We start from the raw sequence: 19,048 nt of genomic DNA, 5'->3' as shown, positions 1-19,048 counted from the left end.
GAGGATGATGACAAAGAAGCTGACAAGGGAATATTTTTTCGCTTCATGTGATTGATTTTCAGCCGGGAAAGCTAAGGAAATGGGGGAAAATAGAGCAGGTAAAACTTAGGAAATTTCGCCCTTAATTTTTGCTCCGATTCGCGTCAGTGCTTGAAAAGCATACACTGGTGAGAGGGAGAAGAATTGAGCGAATTGGAAGGTAAACTAATAACTGGTCGCTGAAAACTGCTAAATGCACCCTACGTGAAAATTAATCCCCAGTCCCCAATCCCCAATCCCCAGTCCCCAATCACCAATCCCCAATCCCCAGTCCCCAGTCCCCAATCACCAATCCCCAATCCCCAGTCCCCAGTCCCCAATCCCCAACAGATAAATGTTTCTGAAAAGCTTGCACTTGCGTAACTTTCGGAATTATCGAGATAGTAAAATTAATTTCGAGGCTCCGAAGACAATTTTGCTGGGAGATAATGCTCAAGGTAAGTCAAATCTCCTCGAAGCAGTAGAATTATTAGCAACATTGAAAAGTCATCGAACCTCGCGCGATCGCGATTTGGTGATGTCAGGGACGACGGCTGGACAAATTGGCGCTACTCTGGAAAAAGCTTACGGTACAGTAGACCTAGCGATTACCTTACGCGATCGCGGTCGTCGTACACTCAGTTTAAATCGAGAAAATCTGCGCCGTCAGTTAGAATTTCTCGGTGTTGTTAATGCGGTACAATTTTCTAGTTTAGATTTGGATTTAGTTCGTGGGGCGCCGGAACGTCGCCGCAATTGGGTAGATTCGTTACTCATACAGCTAGAGCCAATTTATGCTTATATTTTGCAGCAGTACGAACGAGTTTTGCGTCAGCGCAATGCTTTGCTTAAAGAAATGCGTAATTTAGACGCAAACCAATCACAAGTTAAAGATTATCAGGCACAATTAACTTTGTGGGACGCGCAATTAGCCGCAAATGGTTCGCGAGTAACCAGACGTAGGGCTAGAGTTATCAAACGTCTTGCACCATTAGCACAAGTTTGGCACGCTAAAATCAGTAGTAAGACAGAAGTGCTAGAAATAAAATATAATCCGAATATAAGTTGGACAGAAGACAATCCAGAAAGGGTGCAACAAGCTTTTTTAGAGAAGATTCAACAACGTCGTCTTCCCGAACAACAACAGGGTAAAACCTTAGTTGGTCCCCATCGAGATGAAGTTGAGTTTACAATTAACGAAACTCCAGCCCGCTCTTATGGTTCCCAAGGACAACAGCGAACTTTAGTTTTAGCTTTGAAATTAGCCGAGTTAAAGTTAATTGCAGAAGTCGTCGGAGAACCGCCTCTGTTGCTCTTAGACGACGTTTTGGCGGAATTAGACCCTAACCGTCAAAATCACTTGCTCGAAGCGATCGGATCGCGCTTTCAAACCTTAATCACAACTACACATCTGGGTTCTTTCGATCCAGAATGGATTAAAGCTTCTCAAATTCTCAGCGTTCAAGCCGGACAGATTAGCCGCAGCTACGAAGTATAAGAAGTGAAGTGTGAAAATTTGCCAATTTTTGGAGATTTTACTCACTCCCTTAGTTAGGGCGATTGTAACCTATTGGATTTCTTTTTGCCACGTCCCCACTTTTGAGATGATTAAATATTACCGGACTAACCAGCTAGCTGGACAAAACAAGATGACCCTCATTCATCCAGATGAAATTGTAGCGTTAGGTGCTTCCTTACGACGAATAGACCCGAAAATCTTGACTCCTGAAAACGATGAACAAGGGATGAGAGTTTGGTATCAAGGTGGGGAACCTTATTTTGATCTTTTTATCGAAATGCGATCCGATCGCATAGAATGGTTTCAGTTTACCTTGCGCGGTAAGTCGATTTCCTGGAATGCGAAAGACCGTAAGTGGCGCACTGGTTCGACGAATGAAATGCAAGTTGATGATGTGAGTTTTTATCCAGCTAGTAAAATTGTGGAGAGCGATCGCTACCTTGACAGCGATTTAATTGAATTAGTCCGCACGATTATCTCTACTCGTGCTGGAGAACCTATTTTCGATCGCATTTTACTCTTATTTGCAGATGTGTTGCCGAAAAATTAGCAGATAATTGTGACATTGAGCGCAAATTGCAACTTTTATTCATATTTATCTCGCTTTGGCAGCCAAAAAATAGAGAAAAAATGCTCCTGAGAATTTTCAAGTGTGAGATAATGATAAATTTGTGCGAAAAAAGCTAATGGAGGTTTTTCTATGGCTGGTAGCGAACTAAAAGCAGATTTGTGGGTCAAAGAGTACATCACACCTTGGGATGTTTACGAGCATGGTATCACTAAGATCCTTGCTTACAAAAAAACCGCATTTCAAGAGATGTACATCGTAGAAACTGGTGTTTATGGTAAAGCATTAGTCCTCGATGGTAAATGGCAATCTTGTACTGGGGACGAATTTTTGTATCATGAACCATTGGTACATCCAGCAATGATTTCTCATCAGTCACCAAAAAAAGCTCTCATCCTGGGTGGCGGTGAAGGTGCTACAGTAAGAGAAGTATTGCGCTGGAAAACCATCGAGCAAGTGACAATGGTAGACATCGACGGTGAAGTAGTTGAAGCTTGTCGAGAACATCTTCGAGAAATGCACGAAAATGTTTTTGACGATCCTCGCGTTGAGTTAAAGATTGCTAATGCTTTGGAAGTTTTAGATACAACTGAGCAAAAGTGGGATATAATTATTTCCGACCTTAGCGATCCGATTGAATCAGGTCCGTCGTTCCAATTGTTTACCAAAGAGTATTTTGAGAAAGTTCAGCGCGTACTTGCACCAAAAGGATTTTTTGTTGTCCAAGCAGGTCCAGTTTCACCAGGGGAAATTAAGCTACACGCTCGTTTAATTAATACTCTGAAAACTGTCTTTGCGAATGTGGTTTCTTACGCTTCCCACGTACCTACTTACGCCTCTCCGTGGGGTTTTGGACTAGCTTCCCAGGAAACAATAGATACTTTACCAGATCCCCAAGCGATCGATCGCTTGTTAGAGGAAAAAACTAACGGTGGATTTAAGTTAATGGATGGAACAACCTTGTTAGGAATGTTACAAACACCTGCTCATATCCGTCGCGCGATCGCCGAACATACTCAAGTTTACACCCTCAAAGAACCACCAAAATTCTTTGGCAAGGGAACAGTGAACTCTTAAAATTTGACAAGGGGCGATCGCCATCGCCCCTTGATTGATTATAGTTAGCGGTCAAATTAGATCTGGACTACATTAGAGGAAAGTACGAGCAAAAATTTGGTAGTGCTGTCATCCTAGAACTCTCAAGAAAAATGAGCCAATTTATTAAGAAATTAGGTATATATTTAACTTTATTAGCACTGGGTGGTGGTGCTGGATTTGTCGGGAATCGCTATTTGTTAGCAAAGCAACAACGTCAGGAACTTCCCCAAGTGCTGCCCGCCGCACTACAATCTTTTCCAGTACCGTCAGCTAACCCCGTTGAAGGTAATATTAATTTTATCGCTGAGGCGGTAAGAGCAGTGGGTCCGGCGGTAGTCCGCATCGATGCTTCTCGTCAAGTTAGTCAAGAAATTCCCGAATCTTTCCAACATCCGTTTTTTCGACGCTTTTTTGGGGATGAAGTACCAATTCCCAAACGTCAATTAGAACGAGGTACGGGTTCGGGTTTTATTTTAAGTTCCGATGGACGCTTAATTACTAATGCTCATGTGGTTGAAGGTGCAGATAGGGTTAAAGTAACTCTCAAAGATGGTCAGATTTTCGAGGGTGAGGTACTGGGAACTGATTCAGTTACCGATATTGCAGTAATTAAAATAGATGGTCGTAATTTACCGACAGTTAAGTTAGGTAAAGCAGAAAATTTAACTCCTGGAGAATGGGCGATCGCGATCGGTAATCCTTTAGGATTGGATAATACTGTTACAGTGGGAATTATCAGTGCTTTGGGACGTTCTAGTTCTCAGGTGGGTGTTCCGGATAAGCGAGTTAGTTTTATTCAAACTGATGCAGCAATTAATCCTGGTAATTCTGGCGGTCCGTTGCTGAATGCTCAAGGTCAAGTTATTGGTATTAATACTGCTATTCGCGCTGATGCACAAGGGTTAGGTTTTGCTATCCCCATTGAAACTGCTGAACGGATTGCTAGTCAATTGTTTACGAAGGGAAAGGTAGATCATCCTTATCTGGGTATTCAAATGATGACGCTTAACTCGGAGTTGAGAAAGCAAATTAATGAAGATGTGGATTTGAATTTGAATATCGATGAAGATAAAGGTGTCATTGTTATGCGCGTTGTTCCTAATTCTCCCGCAGATCTCGCAGGTTTCCAAACCGGAGATGTGATTATTAAAGTTGGTGGGAAAAATATTGAAACCGCAGGTGATGTTCAACAACAAGTAGAAGCAAGTGTAATTGGGGAAGTTTTAGAAGTTGAAGTGAAACGGAAAAGTAAGACGGTGGCGATCGCTGTGCGCCCAGGTGCTTTTCCTGATGAAATCGATTAATCTATAATTGGTCGGGATCGATCCCCATTTCTCTCAATCGTGCAGCTAAAGCTTCGTTGCGTCTTTGTTCGGCTGTGAGTAACGCTTCTGCTTGTTCGGCTCATTTGCGTTCTTGTTCGGCTCGTTCGCGTTCTTGTTCGGCTAATTCGCGTTCTTGTTCGGCTCGTTCGCGTTCGCTATCAAGTTGCTCTAAAACTTCGAGATAAGTCGCAAAGCGCCCTCCATCTGGACGATAAAGCTCTAATTCCGTCCCCATTGCAAATCTAATTCCTAATCGGGGACTCACCCAACCGATCATTTCGTCAATTACTTGTAATCTTTTACCACGACGCAGCCATCCTGTCAAGTCATTTGTATCTGGATCGTAAAGATAATATTCTTCGACCCCATAGCGATCGTAAAATTGTTGTTTGGCTGCTATTTCTCGGAGTGTATTACCCGGAGAAAGGATTTCAAATACTACTTGTGGTGGGAGATTATTTTCTAACCACTGTTTATAAGAACCTCTGTCTCCTTTTGGTCTACCAAAAGCAACCATAACATCAGGAGCGCGACGAATAGTATTATCTCCTTCAACAGGATACCACAATAGATCGGCAGCCACAAAAACATCAGGATCGTCTTTATACAAAGCTTCAATACCAGCATGAATCCAGACAATCGTGCGGTATTGTTTAGTATTATCAGCCATTGGTTGACCGTCACTGTCTGGGTAGATAATTTCAGAGCCAGATGCTGATTCTAGTTGTACCATAAGGTGATTGGGGACTAGGGACTGGGGACGGGGGATTGGGGATTGGGAATTAGAAAAAAACTGTTGCGCGATCGCTACTCACACCTTAGCAAAAACCCCGCCTAAAGATTGAGGCGAGGTCATTTTCTTGACAAAAATAAAATTCAATGGTAAAGGGGCGGGACAAATTTTGGCGCCCCTACCATCATTACTTACTTTCCGAGAACTCAGCATCGATGACATCATCGCCACTGTCAGAACTATCGCTAGGACCTGCACCAGTTGCACCATCGGGAGTCGGACCACCAGGACCACCAGGACCACCAGGACCACCAGGACCACCAGGACCACCAGGTGCGGGACCGCCAGCTTGTTGATACAAGTTAGTACTGATAGTGTAAAGTGTTTGCTGTAACTCAGGCATCACAGCTTGAATTTTCTCATCGTCTTCTTGAGCAACCGCATCACGCAAATCGTTAATTAAGCCTTCTGCTTTCGACTTGTCAGCCGCAGGGACTTTATCACCCAACTCTTGCAGTTGCTTATCAGCTTGATAAACTAAAGAATCAGCTTGGTTCTTGCGATCGATTTTCTCACGACGTTCTTTGTCAGTATTAGCATTAGCTTCCGCTTCATTAACCATCCGCTCAACTTCATCTTGCGGTAAGGTAGAAGCACCAGTAATACTGATCGATTGTTCTTTTCCAGTACCTTTATCTTTCGCAGTAACGTTGAGGATACCGTTAGCATCGATATCGAAAGTTACTTCAATTTGCGGTACACCACGAGGTGCGGGAGGAATACCATCTAAGCGGAAAGTACCCAAACTCTTGTTATCTTTCGAGAGTTCCCGTTCACCTTGAAGAACATGAATTTCCACATTACTTTGGTTATCAACCGCAGTCGAGAAAGTTTCCGACTTCTTAGTAGGAATAGTGGTGTTGCGCTGAATAATTTTCGTCATTACACCACCCAAGGTTTCCACACCCAGAGACAAAGGTGTAACGTCTAACAGCAGGATATCTTTAACTTCACCAGCCAAGACACCAGCTTGGATAGCTGCACCAACTGCTACTACTTCATCAGGGTTTACACCTTGGTTGGGGTCTTTACCCAATACGCGCTTAACTAATTCTTGAACCGCAGGAATTCTAGTAGAACCACCAACTAAAACTACTTCATTAATCGCGCTTTTATCAATTTTCGCATCTCGAACTGCATTTTCTACCGGAATGCGACAGCGATCGATTAGATCGGAACACAGTTCCTCAAATTTAGCCCTAGTCAAGGTCATATCGAGATGTTTAGGACCTTCTTGAGTAGCGGTGATAAAAGGTAAGTTAATATCGGCTTGGGTAACGCTAGAAAGTTCAATTTTAGCTTTTTCTGCGGCTTCAGTTAAGCGTTGCAAAGCTTGCTTATCTTTACGAAGATCGATACCTTCTGCGTTCTTAAATTCTGCTGCTAGATAATCAACTATTTTCTTATCAAAGTCGTCACCGCCAAGGTGAGTATCGCCAGAAGTAGCTAAAACTTCAAATACACCATCGCCAACTTCGAGGATGGATACGTCGAAGGTACCACCACCTAAGTCAAAAACCAGGATAGTTTCATTACTTTTCTTATCTAAACCGTAAGCCAGAGAAGCGGCGGTAGGTTCGTTAATAATCCGCAGCACTTCCACACCAGCGATTTTACCAGCATCTTTAGTCGCTTGACGCTGAGAATCGTTAAAGTAAGCAGGAACAGTGATTACTGCTTGAGTTACTGTTTCGCCAAGATACTTACTAGCATCTTCAACTAACTTACGCAGTACCTGGGCAGAAATTTCTTCGGGGGCGAATTGTTTTTCGAGTGCGGGACAATCAAGTTTAACGTTGCCGTTATTGTCGCGCAGAACTTTGTAAGAAACCTCGGTAGTTTCAGTGGTTACTTCATCAAATTTGCGACCCATGAAACGCTTAACCGAGTAAAAAGTATTCATGGGGTTCATTACCCCTTGACGTTTCGCGATTTGACCGACGAGGCGATCGCCATTCTTAGCATAAGCGACAACGGATGGAGTGGTACGAAATCCTTCGGCGTTGGCAATAACGGTGGGTTTACCACCTTCCATTACTGCTACGCAAGAGTTTGTCGTTCCGAGGTCAATACCAACTACTTTAGCCATGTAAAAGCTACTCCCAATCTAACTACAGATATTCTTCAGTGCAACAGAAGAAATTGAACCGAGTGAAATTTAAATAAAGATTCGATTTGTGTCTCGTTTCAATTTACAGACTTTCTTTCCTATATAGTGACGGGGGTTGACATTCTCTCGTAAGTGCTGGTTTCCGAACCTTTTAGGACGGTTTGACTCGATTGGGGTTTTCAGTTAACAGTTACCAGTGAGGAGGGGGTTTTCAGTGAACAGTGAACAGTTATCAGTTATCAGTTGTAAGTTATCAGTTATCTCTAGAGATGGGAGACAAGGGAGAGGGTTTTCAGTGAACAGTGAACAGTTATCAGTTATCAGTTGTAAGTTATCAGTTATCTCTAGAGATGGGAGACAAGGAAGAGGGAGGATAAACTGTTCACTGGTAACTGTCCCCAGTCCCCAGTCCCCAGTCCCTAGTCCCCAATCACCAGTCCCCAATCACCAGTCCCCAGTCCCCAGTCCCCAGTCCCCAGTCCCCAATCACCAGTTCCCAATCACCAGCCTAGTCTACGACGGCTAATGCGCCACCTAGACTGGAAGCGATACCGGAAATTAACGCGGTAGCAAATAACCACCAAGCTGCGGCTGCGGCTGCTTTGCGAGTGGCTTCTGCTTGTCGCTGGGCTTCTAGTTTCACTTCTTCTAAGCGTCGTTGGGCTTGTAATTGCAGGCGTTCGGCTCGTTGTAACAAGCGGTTGCGAGTATGTTCGATTTGATCGATGATCCGGTTAACATCGGCTTCGGAGATGTCTTCGCGAGAACTCAAAATCGCTACTAAGGTGTCGCGGTTAAATTGCGAAAGGCGAGATCGCATAGCTTCAAATCCGGCTTCGGGGTCGTCGAACATTGTCTGTACGTCTGTTTTAATCCCTTCGTAGTTGAGTTCGGGACGGTCTAAGGAGTTGAGATAGCTGCGAATACGTCCCAAAATACTATCGATGACCTGTTGGACTGCACCTTGGACTTGTTGCCATTGTGCCATGATTTGGTCGCGAACCGAGAAGATGCGATCGCTAATTTCGGCGGCTTCTTGTTCGGAGATATCTTCCCTTTGAGCGAGTAAAGCAGTTATCGTAGAACGATCGAACTGAGAAAGGCGATCGCTAATTCGACTCATTCCCACTCTGGGATCGTTGACTAACTGCTGTAAATCGCGTTTGATGCTTTCAGGATTGAGTTCTTCTTTGTCGGTAGAACGCAAATAATCTTCTAAACTAGCCTCAAAGTCTAACACTTGTCCTTTGGCGCGACTAGCTATACGACGCGGAGCTTTGACAAAATTACGAATATTTGCCTGTACTTCGTCAATAATTTGATTGACTTGTGCTTCGCTTAAATCTTGACGTTGAGCGAGAAGCTGTACTAACGTATCGCGATCCATCTGTGACAAGCGCTGTCGCATTGCTCTAGCTCCCATTTTCGGGTCAGAGAACAAAACTTGCAAATCGCGTTTAATACCTTCAGGATTGAGTTCTTCCTTACCTGTAGAACGTAAATAATCGGCGATCGCACTCGTTACATGGTCGTATTCTTCTTTGACTTTACCCGCCGCTTTTTGGGGAGCGTGGGTTACACCGTGCCAATTATCTTCCACTTGGTCGATAATTTGGTTAACTTGCTCTTCGCTGAATTCTTGACGCTGAGAGAGTAATTTTACCAAGGTATCGCGATCGAAACGAGCAGTCCTCGCCCGCAAAGCGGCAACTCCTGCTTGGGGGTTGTCTAACAATGTTTGTAAGTCTCGTTTAATACCTTGGGGATTGAGTTCTTCTTTACCTGTATCTCGCAGATAAGAAGCGACTTTTAGCCATTGGGCTTCGGCTTTGGCTTTTGCTGCTTCGGTGAGTTCGCGAGATTCGTCTAAAATGCGAGTTCTGGCTTTTTCTAACTCGCTCGCAATTTCGGTTTTGTCTTCGGCTGATAAATCTGAGCGCCGATTTAAGATCGTATCGAAGGTGTAGCGGTCAAATTGAGCTAGACGAGCATTTAACTCATGATAATCGGCTTCGGAGTCTGCGAAAATTGCTCGCGAGTCGAGTTGAATTTTTTCGGGTGTTAACTCTTCTCGATCGCTAGTGAGCAAATATTTTTCTAGCTCTTCGCGCACAGCAGTTGCTGCCCGCTCGTATTTGGCTTGTTGGGCTTGACGCGCAACCTCAGCACGAATTGCTTCTAAAATGTCAGCAAGTTGGTTAATTTGTTCTTGAGTGAATACGCCTCGTTTTTGCAGCAAGCGGACAAAATAATCGTGGCGAATTTGCATTAAAGCATCAGCGAGACGACCTTGGTCAGCATCAGGATCGAAAATTAGGTTGCGGAATTGTTGCTCTAAGGTTTGCCGATTCATTTTACTGTAATCGGTATCGAGCAGAAATTGTTCGATTTGGGCTTTGAGATGAACTGGTTCGCTGGTTCCTTTAGCATCGCTGAGGACGCGGTTGCGTGCTTCTAACAGCCAGAGATTGATTTTTTGTGCTTCTGAGGAGTTAAGATCTTCTCGCTGGCGTAACATCCGCTCGAAGGTAGGTTGGTCAAATTGCTCCAAACGAGATTGTAATTGTTTGTATTCGGCATCAGCGTCGGACATCATCGCCTTGAAGTCAAGTTCAATTTTGGCGGGAGATAGTTCTGCTTTGGGAGTATTAATTACATAGTCTTCGACTTCTGCCATTAATGAGAGTGCAATTTGGCGTTCGGCGGCTGCGTTGGCTGTGGCGATCGCTTCTAAGCGAACTGTTTCTAAAATATTAGCAATTTCGTCGATTCGTTCTTGGGTAAATACGCCTCGCTGTTGCAGTAAATTAGCAAAATAGGTGCGATCGAAGTGGGTTAAGGCTTCCGCAACGGTTTCTGGATCTGCCTCTGGATCGTAAATGATTTCCCGAAATTCGGTTTCGATTTTCGGTTGAGTCATTTGCCAAGAGTAGGTATTGAGCAGATAATTGTCGATGTCGGCTTTAATAGTTTTGTATGCCATCGACTTCACTGGTTTACCTTGAATTTGGGACTTAACTTGCTCGGTTTGTTCGCCAAATTTATCTTTAGCGGTTTGCAAGCGATCGATTATTTTTTCGACACTCATGTCTGATAAGTCGCTTCGACCCATCACTAAACCGATTAAACTGTTAAAGCTGAGGGTCATTGCTTGTTGCATCGGTGTTGTACTTTGAGCTTTGCGTCGTTTACGCAATTCTTCAATTAGGTCGTCGAGTTTTGAGTTAAATTCGGGTCCGAGTAAAGAATCGGGTGCGGCTGATTTGACGTAATCGACGAATTCTTCGAGGCGATTTTTTGATGGAAGTCTCTTGACGCTTCGATTCCAAACTGATTCTAGTTCGTTAGCAAGTTGTTCTACTTCGCGCTTGGATAAGTCGCTGCGATCGCTGATTAAGTTGACAAAGGTTTGGCGATTGACTTTACTGAGAGCATCACTACCAGCCAGTTGTTCTAAATCTGAGTCATGCAGGATCGCTTCGATGTCGTTTTTGACTCCTTTTAAGTTTAGTTGCGGTGGACGCAAACCGCCTAGATAATCTTCTAAATTCTCGCGAATTGATTCGGGATCGATCGCTGCACCTATTTCTCGACGTACTGCACTTGCTGCTGCTTCTGCGGTTGCAACTACGCGATCGGAAGCGGCTTTACCTCCAATCGCGGCGGTAGCGGTTCCGAGTAATGCTTGAAAGCCTGATGTAGCGGTGTTTACGACCGAACCCACTAATGAGCCTACCGTGGTTGAGCTTACCCAAAACAAGATGCAAAAATATGCTGCCCAGATTACCAAACCCAGGATCGCACCTAAGCCTGCACTTTCTAGCAAACTCAACTTAACTGCCAAAATTGTCGCACAAAAAAGTGCGATCGTCACTGTAATTAAGGTAGCTAATCCGAGAGCAACACTGATTTTGCGAATTGTACCCCCAACGCTCTCTGATGAATTATGACTATGACTATGGGAATCTGAAGAATTTCCTGCTAGCGAAATTCCTGTAGCTACGCCAAGATTTGTTAAGAGTAATTGGAAAGCAAATGCTAGTACTACTCCAGCAATTACTGCAATCCAAAATTGCGGTCCGGAAAAGACTAATGATGCATCTTCAGGATCGTCCAATACGGGTTCGCCAAATTGGGCGATCCAAAAAAACATTTTATTGATTTCGATTAGCATTCCTGCACTTTCAAGCATAATCTTCCCTCTTTAAGTATTTATTCTTTACGCTCGCCATCTTGAGCGTCAATTTACTTCATAATGCACAGAATCCTAAACTTAGAGGGTTTCATACATCCACCTTTGGTGGGAAACTCATTTAATAGTGAGTAATTTACTTCTTTTGACCGATCGATCGGTTAGCACGTAGCCGCATTTAGTAGTTATCAGTTGGTAGTTGGTGTCTTCCAATCAGTCGTTATCTCCCAATTCCCGATCGCCAATCTCAAGTTCTGTATCTCTTCTGCACTCGCTCTCGATATTTTCACTTAGAATAGGTAAAGAAACTGTCAAAGTAGTCCCAACGTTAATTTCACTTTCTAGAGTGATTTCTCCACTTAACGCCTCTACTGCTTTTTTAACAATTGCTAAACCTAATCCTGTTCCCGGAATAGTTCCAGCGTTTTTGGCTCTGTGAAATGGTTCAAATAAATAAGGTATTTCTTCAGCAGGAATGCCGATACCGCGATCGCTAACTTCAAAGATAACGCGATCGGCTATACAGTTTAATTCTACGTCAATATTGCCTCCTTGAGGTGAGTATTTGATTGCGTTAGAGAGTAAGTTACCGAAGATTTGATGTAACAATTTTTCATCAACACAAACTGAGATAGATTGACAATTACTGCCAAAGTTAATTCGATATTTAGAACCACGCAAAAGTTGTTGTTCTTCGATTAATTTGGCTGTAAATTGGTTTAAGTCTAGTAATTTATTTGTGAGTTGTAACTTGCCCGATTCCGCTTGGCTATAAACCAAAACATCATCTAATAATTCTGTAATATATTTAATAGCCGTGCGGGTTTTGTGAAAAAATCTTTTACTTTTTTCGCGAGAAAAAGTATGATAATATTTTTCTAAGAGTTGAGCGGAAATATGAATCATGTTTAAAGGGGTACGGAACTCATGTGAAACTGTTTGAATTAAACGAGTTTTCAGTTCGCTGAGTTCTTTTTCTTTTTCCGACTCGGCTCGATTCGTTAAGTTTTGATTATCGTCTTCAATTGGGCGAATTAACCAACTTAAAGCAATAACATTTTCTTGGCGATCGCAGATACAATTTAGAGATATTTTTGCTGGTAAAAACTGCTCATTTGCAAGTTTAATTTGAGTTTCTTTATTAAACAAAAATTTCAGCTCTTTAATTTCCTCGTTAAAGCTAGTTAAATTAGCTTCAGAAATTAAGCAACTAAGAGGTTTACCTGCCAGAGAATTTGGATTATTTATTTTCAACAAATCTGCCGCAGCTTGATTAGCTTTTTTAATTACACCTGCTGAATCAGTCATCAAATAAGCATCAGAAGTTCCGGCAATTAATTCTTGATAATGTTGGCATTCTAATTGTAACTCTTGATGAGTAGTAACTAACTGTTCAATTTCTGTATTTATCTCTCGTACTACTAGAGATAATTCGCCAAGAAGATTGCTAAATTCTGTCTCTCCCTGGTTGACTAAACTTTGGACAGATTGGAGAATTGTATCTAGTCTTTCTTGGTTAGTTTGAATGATGTCATTATAGTTATTATTTTCTTTCGTCATATTTAATAAGGGCTATTGCTCTAATAGATAACCTCCCTAATTCTGCTATCTTAGATTACAAAGTTTTCCGAAATCTTACTTCCCACTTATGAGAGATTTCACTTTTGCGATCGATAAGTTTCCGGAGTGAGAATAGAAATTCTCTCCTAAGAATGATGACAAAGACAGAGAAATTCTGCTTACAAGTAGTGTAATGAAAAAATTAGTTAAAGTGAGGAACAAAGAGAGCGGGGAAGATAATGAGGAAGTCAGAAAAATAAGAGCTAGATTTAAAGATTGATTATTGTCGTGAGTCCGCAAAGAAAATCTCACATTCCGATTAGCGATCGCGGCAATGAGTGACTTTGACACTAATCAGGTGAAAAGATTATTTGTGCTTTTCTAGTTTCCCAGAGTTAATTTTTTCTTAGACTAAAGTTTGTCAGAAAATTTGGATAAATTAATCTTCACCTCGAACAAAAATTTGTCTCGATTCCTACCCTGTTACCTGAACCTGAATTAAGGTTTAAACTCAGGTGCAGCCTCGATTTTTCCAGATAAGGGAAATTCTGTCACCAGTTTGGCGATCTCAGCGATCTGAGTTAAGTTATCGATCGCACCTTTACGATGGTCTGGTTCAAGGGGTAATTCGAGCAAATAAGCTGTTAAGTCAACATATTCAGCAATTTGGCGATCTTGGTCAGTCATAGTAGATCGAGGAAAAAACGTTTCTTGGCAATATTGTATCTTTTTTGCTGGAGTAGAGACGCTGTTAGCAACATCTCTACTCCAGTCTACAAAGTTATGCGGAGCAAACTTACCTAAGCACCTTGACGAAGTCGATCTAAGACGCTACGGTCTTCTAAGGTAGAGGTATCGCCAGCAACTTCTTGACCTGCGGCTAAATTACGCAACAAACGTCGCATAATTTTACCAGAGCGAGTTTTCGGTAAAGAATCAGTAAAACGAATTTCACCCGGACGCGCGATCGCACCAATTTCTTGAACTACGTGCTGTTTTAATTCTTTTGCCAACTCATCGCTAGGAGTATAATTACCTTCTAAGGTGACAAAAGCAAACACATTTTCGCCTTTAACTTCATCCGGCTGTCCGACAACTGCGGCTTCTGCAACTGCGGGATGGGAAACCAAAGCCGATTCTACTTCCATTGTTCCCAAACGATGCCCAGAAACATTAATTACGTCATCGACACGACCCATCACCCAAAAATAGCCATCTTCGTCACATCGCGCACCATCGCCAGCAAAATAGAAATATTGGCCATCTTGAGGGGGAATATGTTCCCAATAAGTGCGACGGAAGCGATCGCGATCGCCGTATACTGTTCGCATCATACTCGGCCAAGGATGTTTAATGACTAAATAACCGCCTTGATTGTTTTCTACAGGATTACCTGACAAATCGACAATATCGGCGATAATACCGGGGAAGGGGAAAGTACAAGAACCTGGTTTCGTGGGAGTTGCACCAGGTAAAGGTGTCAGCATAAACCCACCTGTTTCAGTTTGCCACCAAGTATCGATAATTGGGCAACGTCCGCCACCGATAATTTTGTGATACCATACCCAAGCTTCGGGATTAATCGGTTCGCCCACTGTTCCCAAAATGCGTAGAGAAGACAAATCTCTCGCTTTCGGGTGGTGTTCGCCCATTTTAATAAAAGCACGAATCGCTGTGGGTGCAGTGTAGAAAATTGTAACGCCGTATTTCTCAACCACATCCCAGAAAGCGCCTGGATTGGAAGGACGAGGCGCACCTTCATACATTAAACTGGTAGCACCGTTGGAAAGAGGTCCATAGACGATGTAACTGTGTCCGGTAATCCAGCCCACATCAGCAGTACACCAGTAAACATCGGTGTCTTTGAGGTCAAATGTCCATTTAGTAGTGATATGGGTATAGAGATTGTATCCGCCTGTAGTGTGAACTACACCTTTCGGTTTGCCCGTAGTACCAGAAGTATAGAGAATAAAAAGCATATCTTCGCTATCCATTGGTTCGGCTGGACATTTAGCGGATACACCTGCTTGAAGATCGTGCCACCAATGGTCGCGCCCCGCTTCCATGTGGATTTTTTCTTTGGTACGCTGAACTACGAGGACGTTCTCCACACTCGGCACGCTATTATTTGCTAAAGCTTTATCTACTTCTGGTTTGAGGGAAACAGCCTTATCTTTGCGATAACCACCATCAGCCGTAATTACTAATTTAGCTTGAGCATCTACCAGTCGATCTTTGAGGGCTTCGGCGCTAAAACCGCCAAAAACCACTGTATGGGGTGCGCCAATACGCGCACAAGCCAACATCGCGATCGCTGCTTCAGGTATCATTGGTAGATAAATCCCCACGCGATCGCCTTTTTTTACTCCCAATTGCTTCAAAACGTTCGCCATTTGACAAACTTCTCGATGCAATTCGGCATAAGTTAAGGTACGCGAGTCTCCTGGTTCACCTTCCCAAATCAATGCGGCTTTATTTCTGCGCCAAGTCTGCAAATGGCGATCGAGACAATTGTAGGAGATATTAATCTTTCCACCGACAAACCACTTTGCAAACGGTGGTTGCCAATCTAAGACGGTATCCCACTTCTCAAACCAATCTAATTCTTGTTCGGCTAATTCTGCCCAAAACTTTTCGGGGTCAGCTTTGGCGCGATCGTAGAGTTGTTGATACTCCTCCATACTTTTAATTTGCGCCTCTTGGGAAAACTCCTCCGACGGCGGGAATAAACGCTTCTCTTGCAAAATGGATTCAATATTTGTTTCTTTCATCGTTAGTTATCTTCTTCGCATGACTACTGAAAACCATTCTGAAGGCAGAACCGGGGAAAATAGCATTTCATTTCATTAAGATTGGTGGGGCGATGGCTAAAAGCTATTGTGGAGTCAACCTTTTGAATACTATTGTCTGTAGACTATAGTCTCATAGGGAAGATATTTTAACAATGAAAAATATTAATCAAGCTCTAGGTAAAGTTTTAGCTAAATATAGGACAACTCTAAAAATTTCACAGGAAGAACTTGCCGATCGAGCAGGAATTCATCGTACATATGTTAGTCAAATTGAGCGAGGATTAAAGTCACCAACTCTATCTGTTTTATTTGACATCTCCAAAGCTCTCGATCTACCAGCTAGTCGCATGATTGATGAGATAGAGAAAGAGATAAATGAGTTAGAGGACTAATCCCAACTGGAAAATTTTTTGTGGTTTTGAAGTAATTCAGGGAACAAATCTTAGGCTGGTAATAGTAAAATAAAATCAAAGACTTCTTCCCTAGGAAAGATTTCTCAATCCCAAAGAAAAGATAAAGGCGATCATGGGCGATCGAGCAAACTCCAAAGAAACGGTATTTGCAAAACCAGGAAAGCGATGGGCGATCGCGCTTTCAATAGTCGGTGCGATCGCTACTACTGCTGTTGCTGTTTACAGTCTTAATTTTGCTTCTAAGCCATTTTCTTCTACCACGCAAACAGTTAGCGAAACTGCTGAAATTAATGCAGTAACAGCGTTAGGGCGGATCGAACCTCTCGGAGAGGTAACCAAACTATCAGCCCCCATTTCTTTATCCGGAGCCAGAGTAGAAAAGTTAAATGTAGAAGAAGGCGATCTTGTCGAAACTAACGAAATTATCGCGATTTTAGACAATCACTCTCGCTTACAAGCAGCAGTAGAAAGTGCTGAAAAAGATATTAGCGTCGCTGAAGCTAATTTGTCAAAAATTAAAGCAGGAGCGAAACTTGGAGATATTCAAGCCCAACAAGCAACTATCGAACGTCTAAACGCTCAATTAAGCGGCGAAATTACCGCTCAAGAAGCTAGTTTAGCAAGATTAATCGCTGAATTAGAAGGAGAAAAATTAGAACTTAATGCTAAAATTGCTGCCTTAGAATCTGAGCTAGCAAATGCTCGAATCGAGTCGGAACGTTACGAACTTTTAGCAGCAAATGGAGTAGTTTCTCAATCAGCTTTGGATTTACGCCGTCTTAATTTAGACACAGCTAGAGAAAACTTAAATGAAGCTAAAGCAAGCCAAAGTCGGATCGTAGCAACTTTATCCCAACAAATTCAAGAAACCCAAGCTAATTTAACTCGAACGAGAAATACTTTAGAAAAGCAAATTCAAGAAGCGCAAGCCAATTTAGCCAGTATTTCCGAAGTACGTCCCGTAGATATTAAACAAGCCCAAGCAGAATTAGAAAAAGCGATCGCTACTTACAAACAAGCCCAAGCTGACTTAGAACAAGCATACGTCAGAGCGCCCTTTAGCGGTCAAATTCTCGAAATTAACACTCGTCCCGGAGAATCTGTCAGCGAAGGTGACGGAATTGTTGAGTTAGCCCAAACCTCACAAATGCTGGCGATCGCGGAAGTTTACGAAAGCGATATCGGGAAAGTAAAAATTGGACAGTCAGCCATTATCGAAAGCGAAAATGGGGCTTTCAGTAAACAAATAAAAGGAACTGTTAACCAAATTAGCTTACAAATTGGCAAGCAAGACGTTCTCGATACCGATCCTGCTGCTGATGTTGATGCTAGAGTTGTTGAAGTTAAAATTCTCCTTAATCCTGAAGATAGCCAACTTGTTGCTCATTTAACTAATGCTAAAGTGTTTGTCAAAATTCTGATTTAATAGTTAGCAAGTGTCCGCATTTATCAGTTATTAGTTTATCTTCCCAGTCTCCCAATCCCCAACTTATGAAAATTCCCTTAGCTTGGTTACAACTAACTCATGAAAAAATTCGCTTGTTAGTAGCACTTGCGGGTATTGCTTTTGCCGATATTTTAATGTTTATGCAGTTAGGTTTTCGCGATGCTTTATTTGAAAGTTCGGTAATTTTAACTAAACAGTTTCGTGGTGACATTTTTTTACTTAATCCTCAATCTGATACTTTAGTTGCTTTAGAAACTTTTTCTGAGCGACGTTTGTATCAAGCACTGAGCGTTGAAGGAGTTGCTACTGTTAGTCCAATTTACCTCAATTTTGCGATTTGGAAAAATCCCATTACTCGCGATACTCGTGCAATTCAAGTAATCGGATTCAATCCAGTTGATGATATTATTAATCTGCCAGGAGTACGAAATAATCTGGATGTGATTAAGTTACCAGATGTGGTTTTGTTTGACGAACTTTCTCGACCTGAGTACGGTGCGATCGCTGAATTATTCAACCAAGGAAAAACTATAACTACAGAAGTAGCAGAACGTCGGATAAAAGTCAAGGGATTGTTTGCTTTGGGTGCATCTTTTGGGGCTGATGGTAATATTATTACCAGCGACGTGAATTTTTTGCGTTTATTTCCAGAACGAGAAAAAGGTTTAATTGATATTGGGGTAATTAACTTACAACCAGAAGCAAATTTAGAATTAGTTCTGACAGGTTTGAAAGCAGAATTACCAGAAGATGTAGTTGTTTTTAGTCGCGAAGAATTTATCACCCATGAAAAAAATTATTGGCAAAATAGTACGGCAATAGGCTTTGTTTTTACGTTAGGAACTATTATGGGCTTTATTGTCGGTACAGTCATAGTTTATCAAATTCTTTATACCGATGTTGCCGATCATTTACCTGAATATGCAACTTTAAAAGCGATGGGTTATACAGATTTTTATTTATTAGTTGTCGTGTTTCAAGAAGCCATTATTTTAGCTTTGGTCGGCTATTTGCCAGGTTTTTCAGTCGCTTTATTGCTTTATTTTATGGCAGCTAATGCAACTAGCTTACCAATGGCGATGACAATTTTCAAAGCTATAATGGTTTTGATTTTAACTATAATTATGTGTTTAGTATCTGGAGCAATTTCAGTCCGCAAGCTGAATTCAGCCGATCCCGCCGATATTTTTTAAGCAAATAATCGCCAAAAATG

At 42.2% G+C, this 19,048-nt stretch carries 12 protein-coding genes and 1 pseudogene; 7 read left to right on the top strand and 6 right to left on the bottom strand.

Annotated features, from left to right (window positions below; translation table 11 throughout):
- The first annotated feature begins 373 nt into the window (after positions 1–373).
- The 4 genes from recF to G3T18_RS15715 all read left to right on the top strand — a co-directional run bounded on the left by recF (position 374) and on the right by G3T18_RS15715 (position 4,507).
- Complete coding sequence (gene recF, locus G3T18_RS15730; RefSeq protein ID WP_224411519.1) at positions 374–1,516, top strand: DNA replication/repair protein RecF; 1,143 nt, start codon at positions 374–376, stop codon at positions 1,514–1,516.
- Between the two features lie 151 nt (positions 1,517–1,667).
- Complete coding sequence (locus G3T18_RS15725) at positions 1,668–2,087, top strand: hypothetical protein (protein WP_224411518.1); 420 nt, start codon at positions 1,668–1,670, stop codon at positions 2,085–2,087.
- A 150-nt stretch (positions 2,088–2,237) separates the two neighbouring features.
- Positions 2,238–3,182, top strand: a complete 945-nt coding sequence (locus G3T18_RS15720; RefSeq protein ID WP_224411517.1) for a fused MFS/spermidine synthase — start codon at positions 2,238–2,240, stop codon at positions 3,180–3,182.
- A gap of 131 nt (positions 3,183–3,313) precedes the next feature.
- Entirely contained in the window at positions 3,314–4,507 is a 1,194-nt protein-coding gene (locus tag G3T18_RS15715) for an HhoA/HhoB/HtrA family serine endopeptidase (protein ID WP_224411516.1), read from the top strand.
- 1 nt (position 4,508) lies between these two features.
- On the opposite strand, the pseudogene G3T18_RS15710 reads toward G3T18_RS15715, so the two are convergent.
- The 6 genes and pseudogenes from G3T18_RS15710 to acs form a co-directional block, all read right to left on the bottom strand.
- Positions 4,509–5,261 (bottom strand): annotated as a pseudogene (locus tag G3T18_RS15710) (Uma2 family endonuclease).
- Between the two features lie 187 nt (positions 5,262–5,448).
- Entirely contained in the window at positions 5,449–7,410 is a 1,962-nt protein-coding gene (gene dnaK / locus G3T18_RS15705; protein WP_224411515.1) for a molecular chaperone DnaK, read from the bottom strand.
- A 529-nt stretch (positions 7,411–7,939) separates the two neighbouring features.
- Positions 7,940–11,623, bottom strand: a complete 3,684-nt coding sequence (locus G3T18_RS15700; RefSeq protein WP_224411514.1) for a YrzE family protein — start codon at positions 11,621–11,623, stop codon at positions 7,940–7,942.
- A gap of 213 nt (positions 11,624–11,836) precedes the next feature.
- Entirely contained in the window at positions 11,837–13,183 is a 1,347-nt protein-coding gene (locus tag G3T18_RS15695) for a sensor histidine kinase (RefSeq protein WP_224411513.1), read from the bottom strand.
- Between the two features lie 498 nt (positions 13,184–13,681).
- The gene (locus tag G3T18_RS15690) at positions 13,682–13,870 is read right to left on the bottom strand and encodes a DUF4089 domain-containing protein (protein WP_224411512.1); all 189 of its coding nucleotides are present in this window, start codon (positions 13,868–13,870) and stop codon (positions 13,682–13,684) included.
- A gap of 113 nt (positions 13,871–13,983) precedes the next feature.
- A complete protein-coding gene (gene acs / locus G3T18_RS15685) occupies positions 13,984–15,954 on the bottom strand; it encodes an acetate--CoA ligase (protein WP_224411511.1) in 1,971 nt (656 codons plus the stop codon).
- Positions 15,955–16,127: 173 nt separating this feature from the next.
- On the opposite strand from acs, the gene G3T18_RS15680 reads away from it, so the two are divergent.
- From G3T18_RS15680 to devC, 3 genes are all read left to right on the top strand, one after another.
- A complete protein-coding gene (locus G3T18_RS15680; protein ID WP_224411510.1) occupies positions 16,128–16,367 on the top strand; it encodes a helix-turn-helix domain-containing protein in 240 nt (79 codons plus the stop codon).
- Between the two features lie 133 nt (positions 16,368–16,500).
- Positions 16,501–17,814, top strand: a complete 1,314-nt coding sequence (locus G3T18_RS15675; RefSeq protein ID WP_224411509.1) for an HlyD family efflux transporter periplasmic adaptor subunit — start codon at positions 16,501–16,503, stop codon at positions 17,812–17,814.
- Between the two features lie 65 nt (positions 17,815–17,879).
- Entirely contained in the window at positions 17,880–19,028 is a 1,149-nt protein-coding gene (gene devC / locus G3T18_RS15670) for an ABC transporter permease DevC (protein WP_224411508.1), read from the top strand.
- Positions 19,029–19,048 lie beyond the last annotated feature (20 nt).

Origin of the sequence: Oscillatoria salina IIICB1 (assembly GCF_020144665.1) — a bacterium.
In the GTDB taxonomy this organism is placed as follows: domain Bacteria; phylum Cyanobacteriota; class Cyanobacteriia; order Cyanobacteriales; family SIO1D9; genus IIICB1.
The sequence above is the reverse complement of the archived record's forward strand: the minus strand, read 5'-3'. Positions and strand labels throughout refer to the sequence as shown.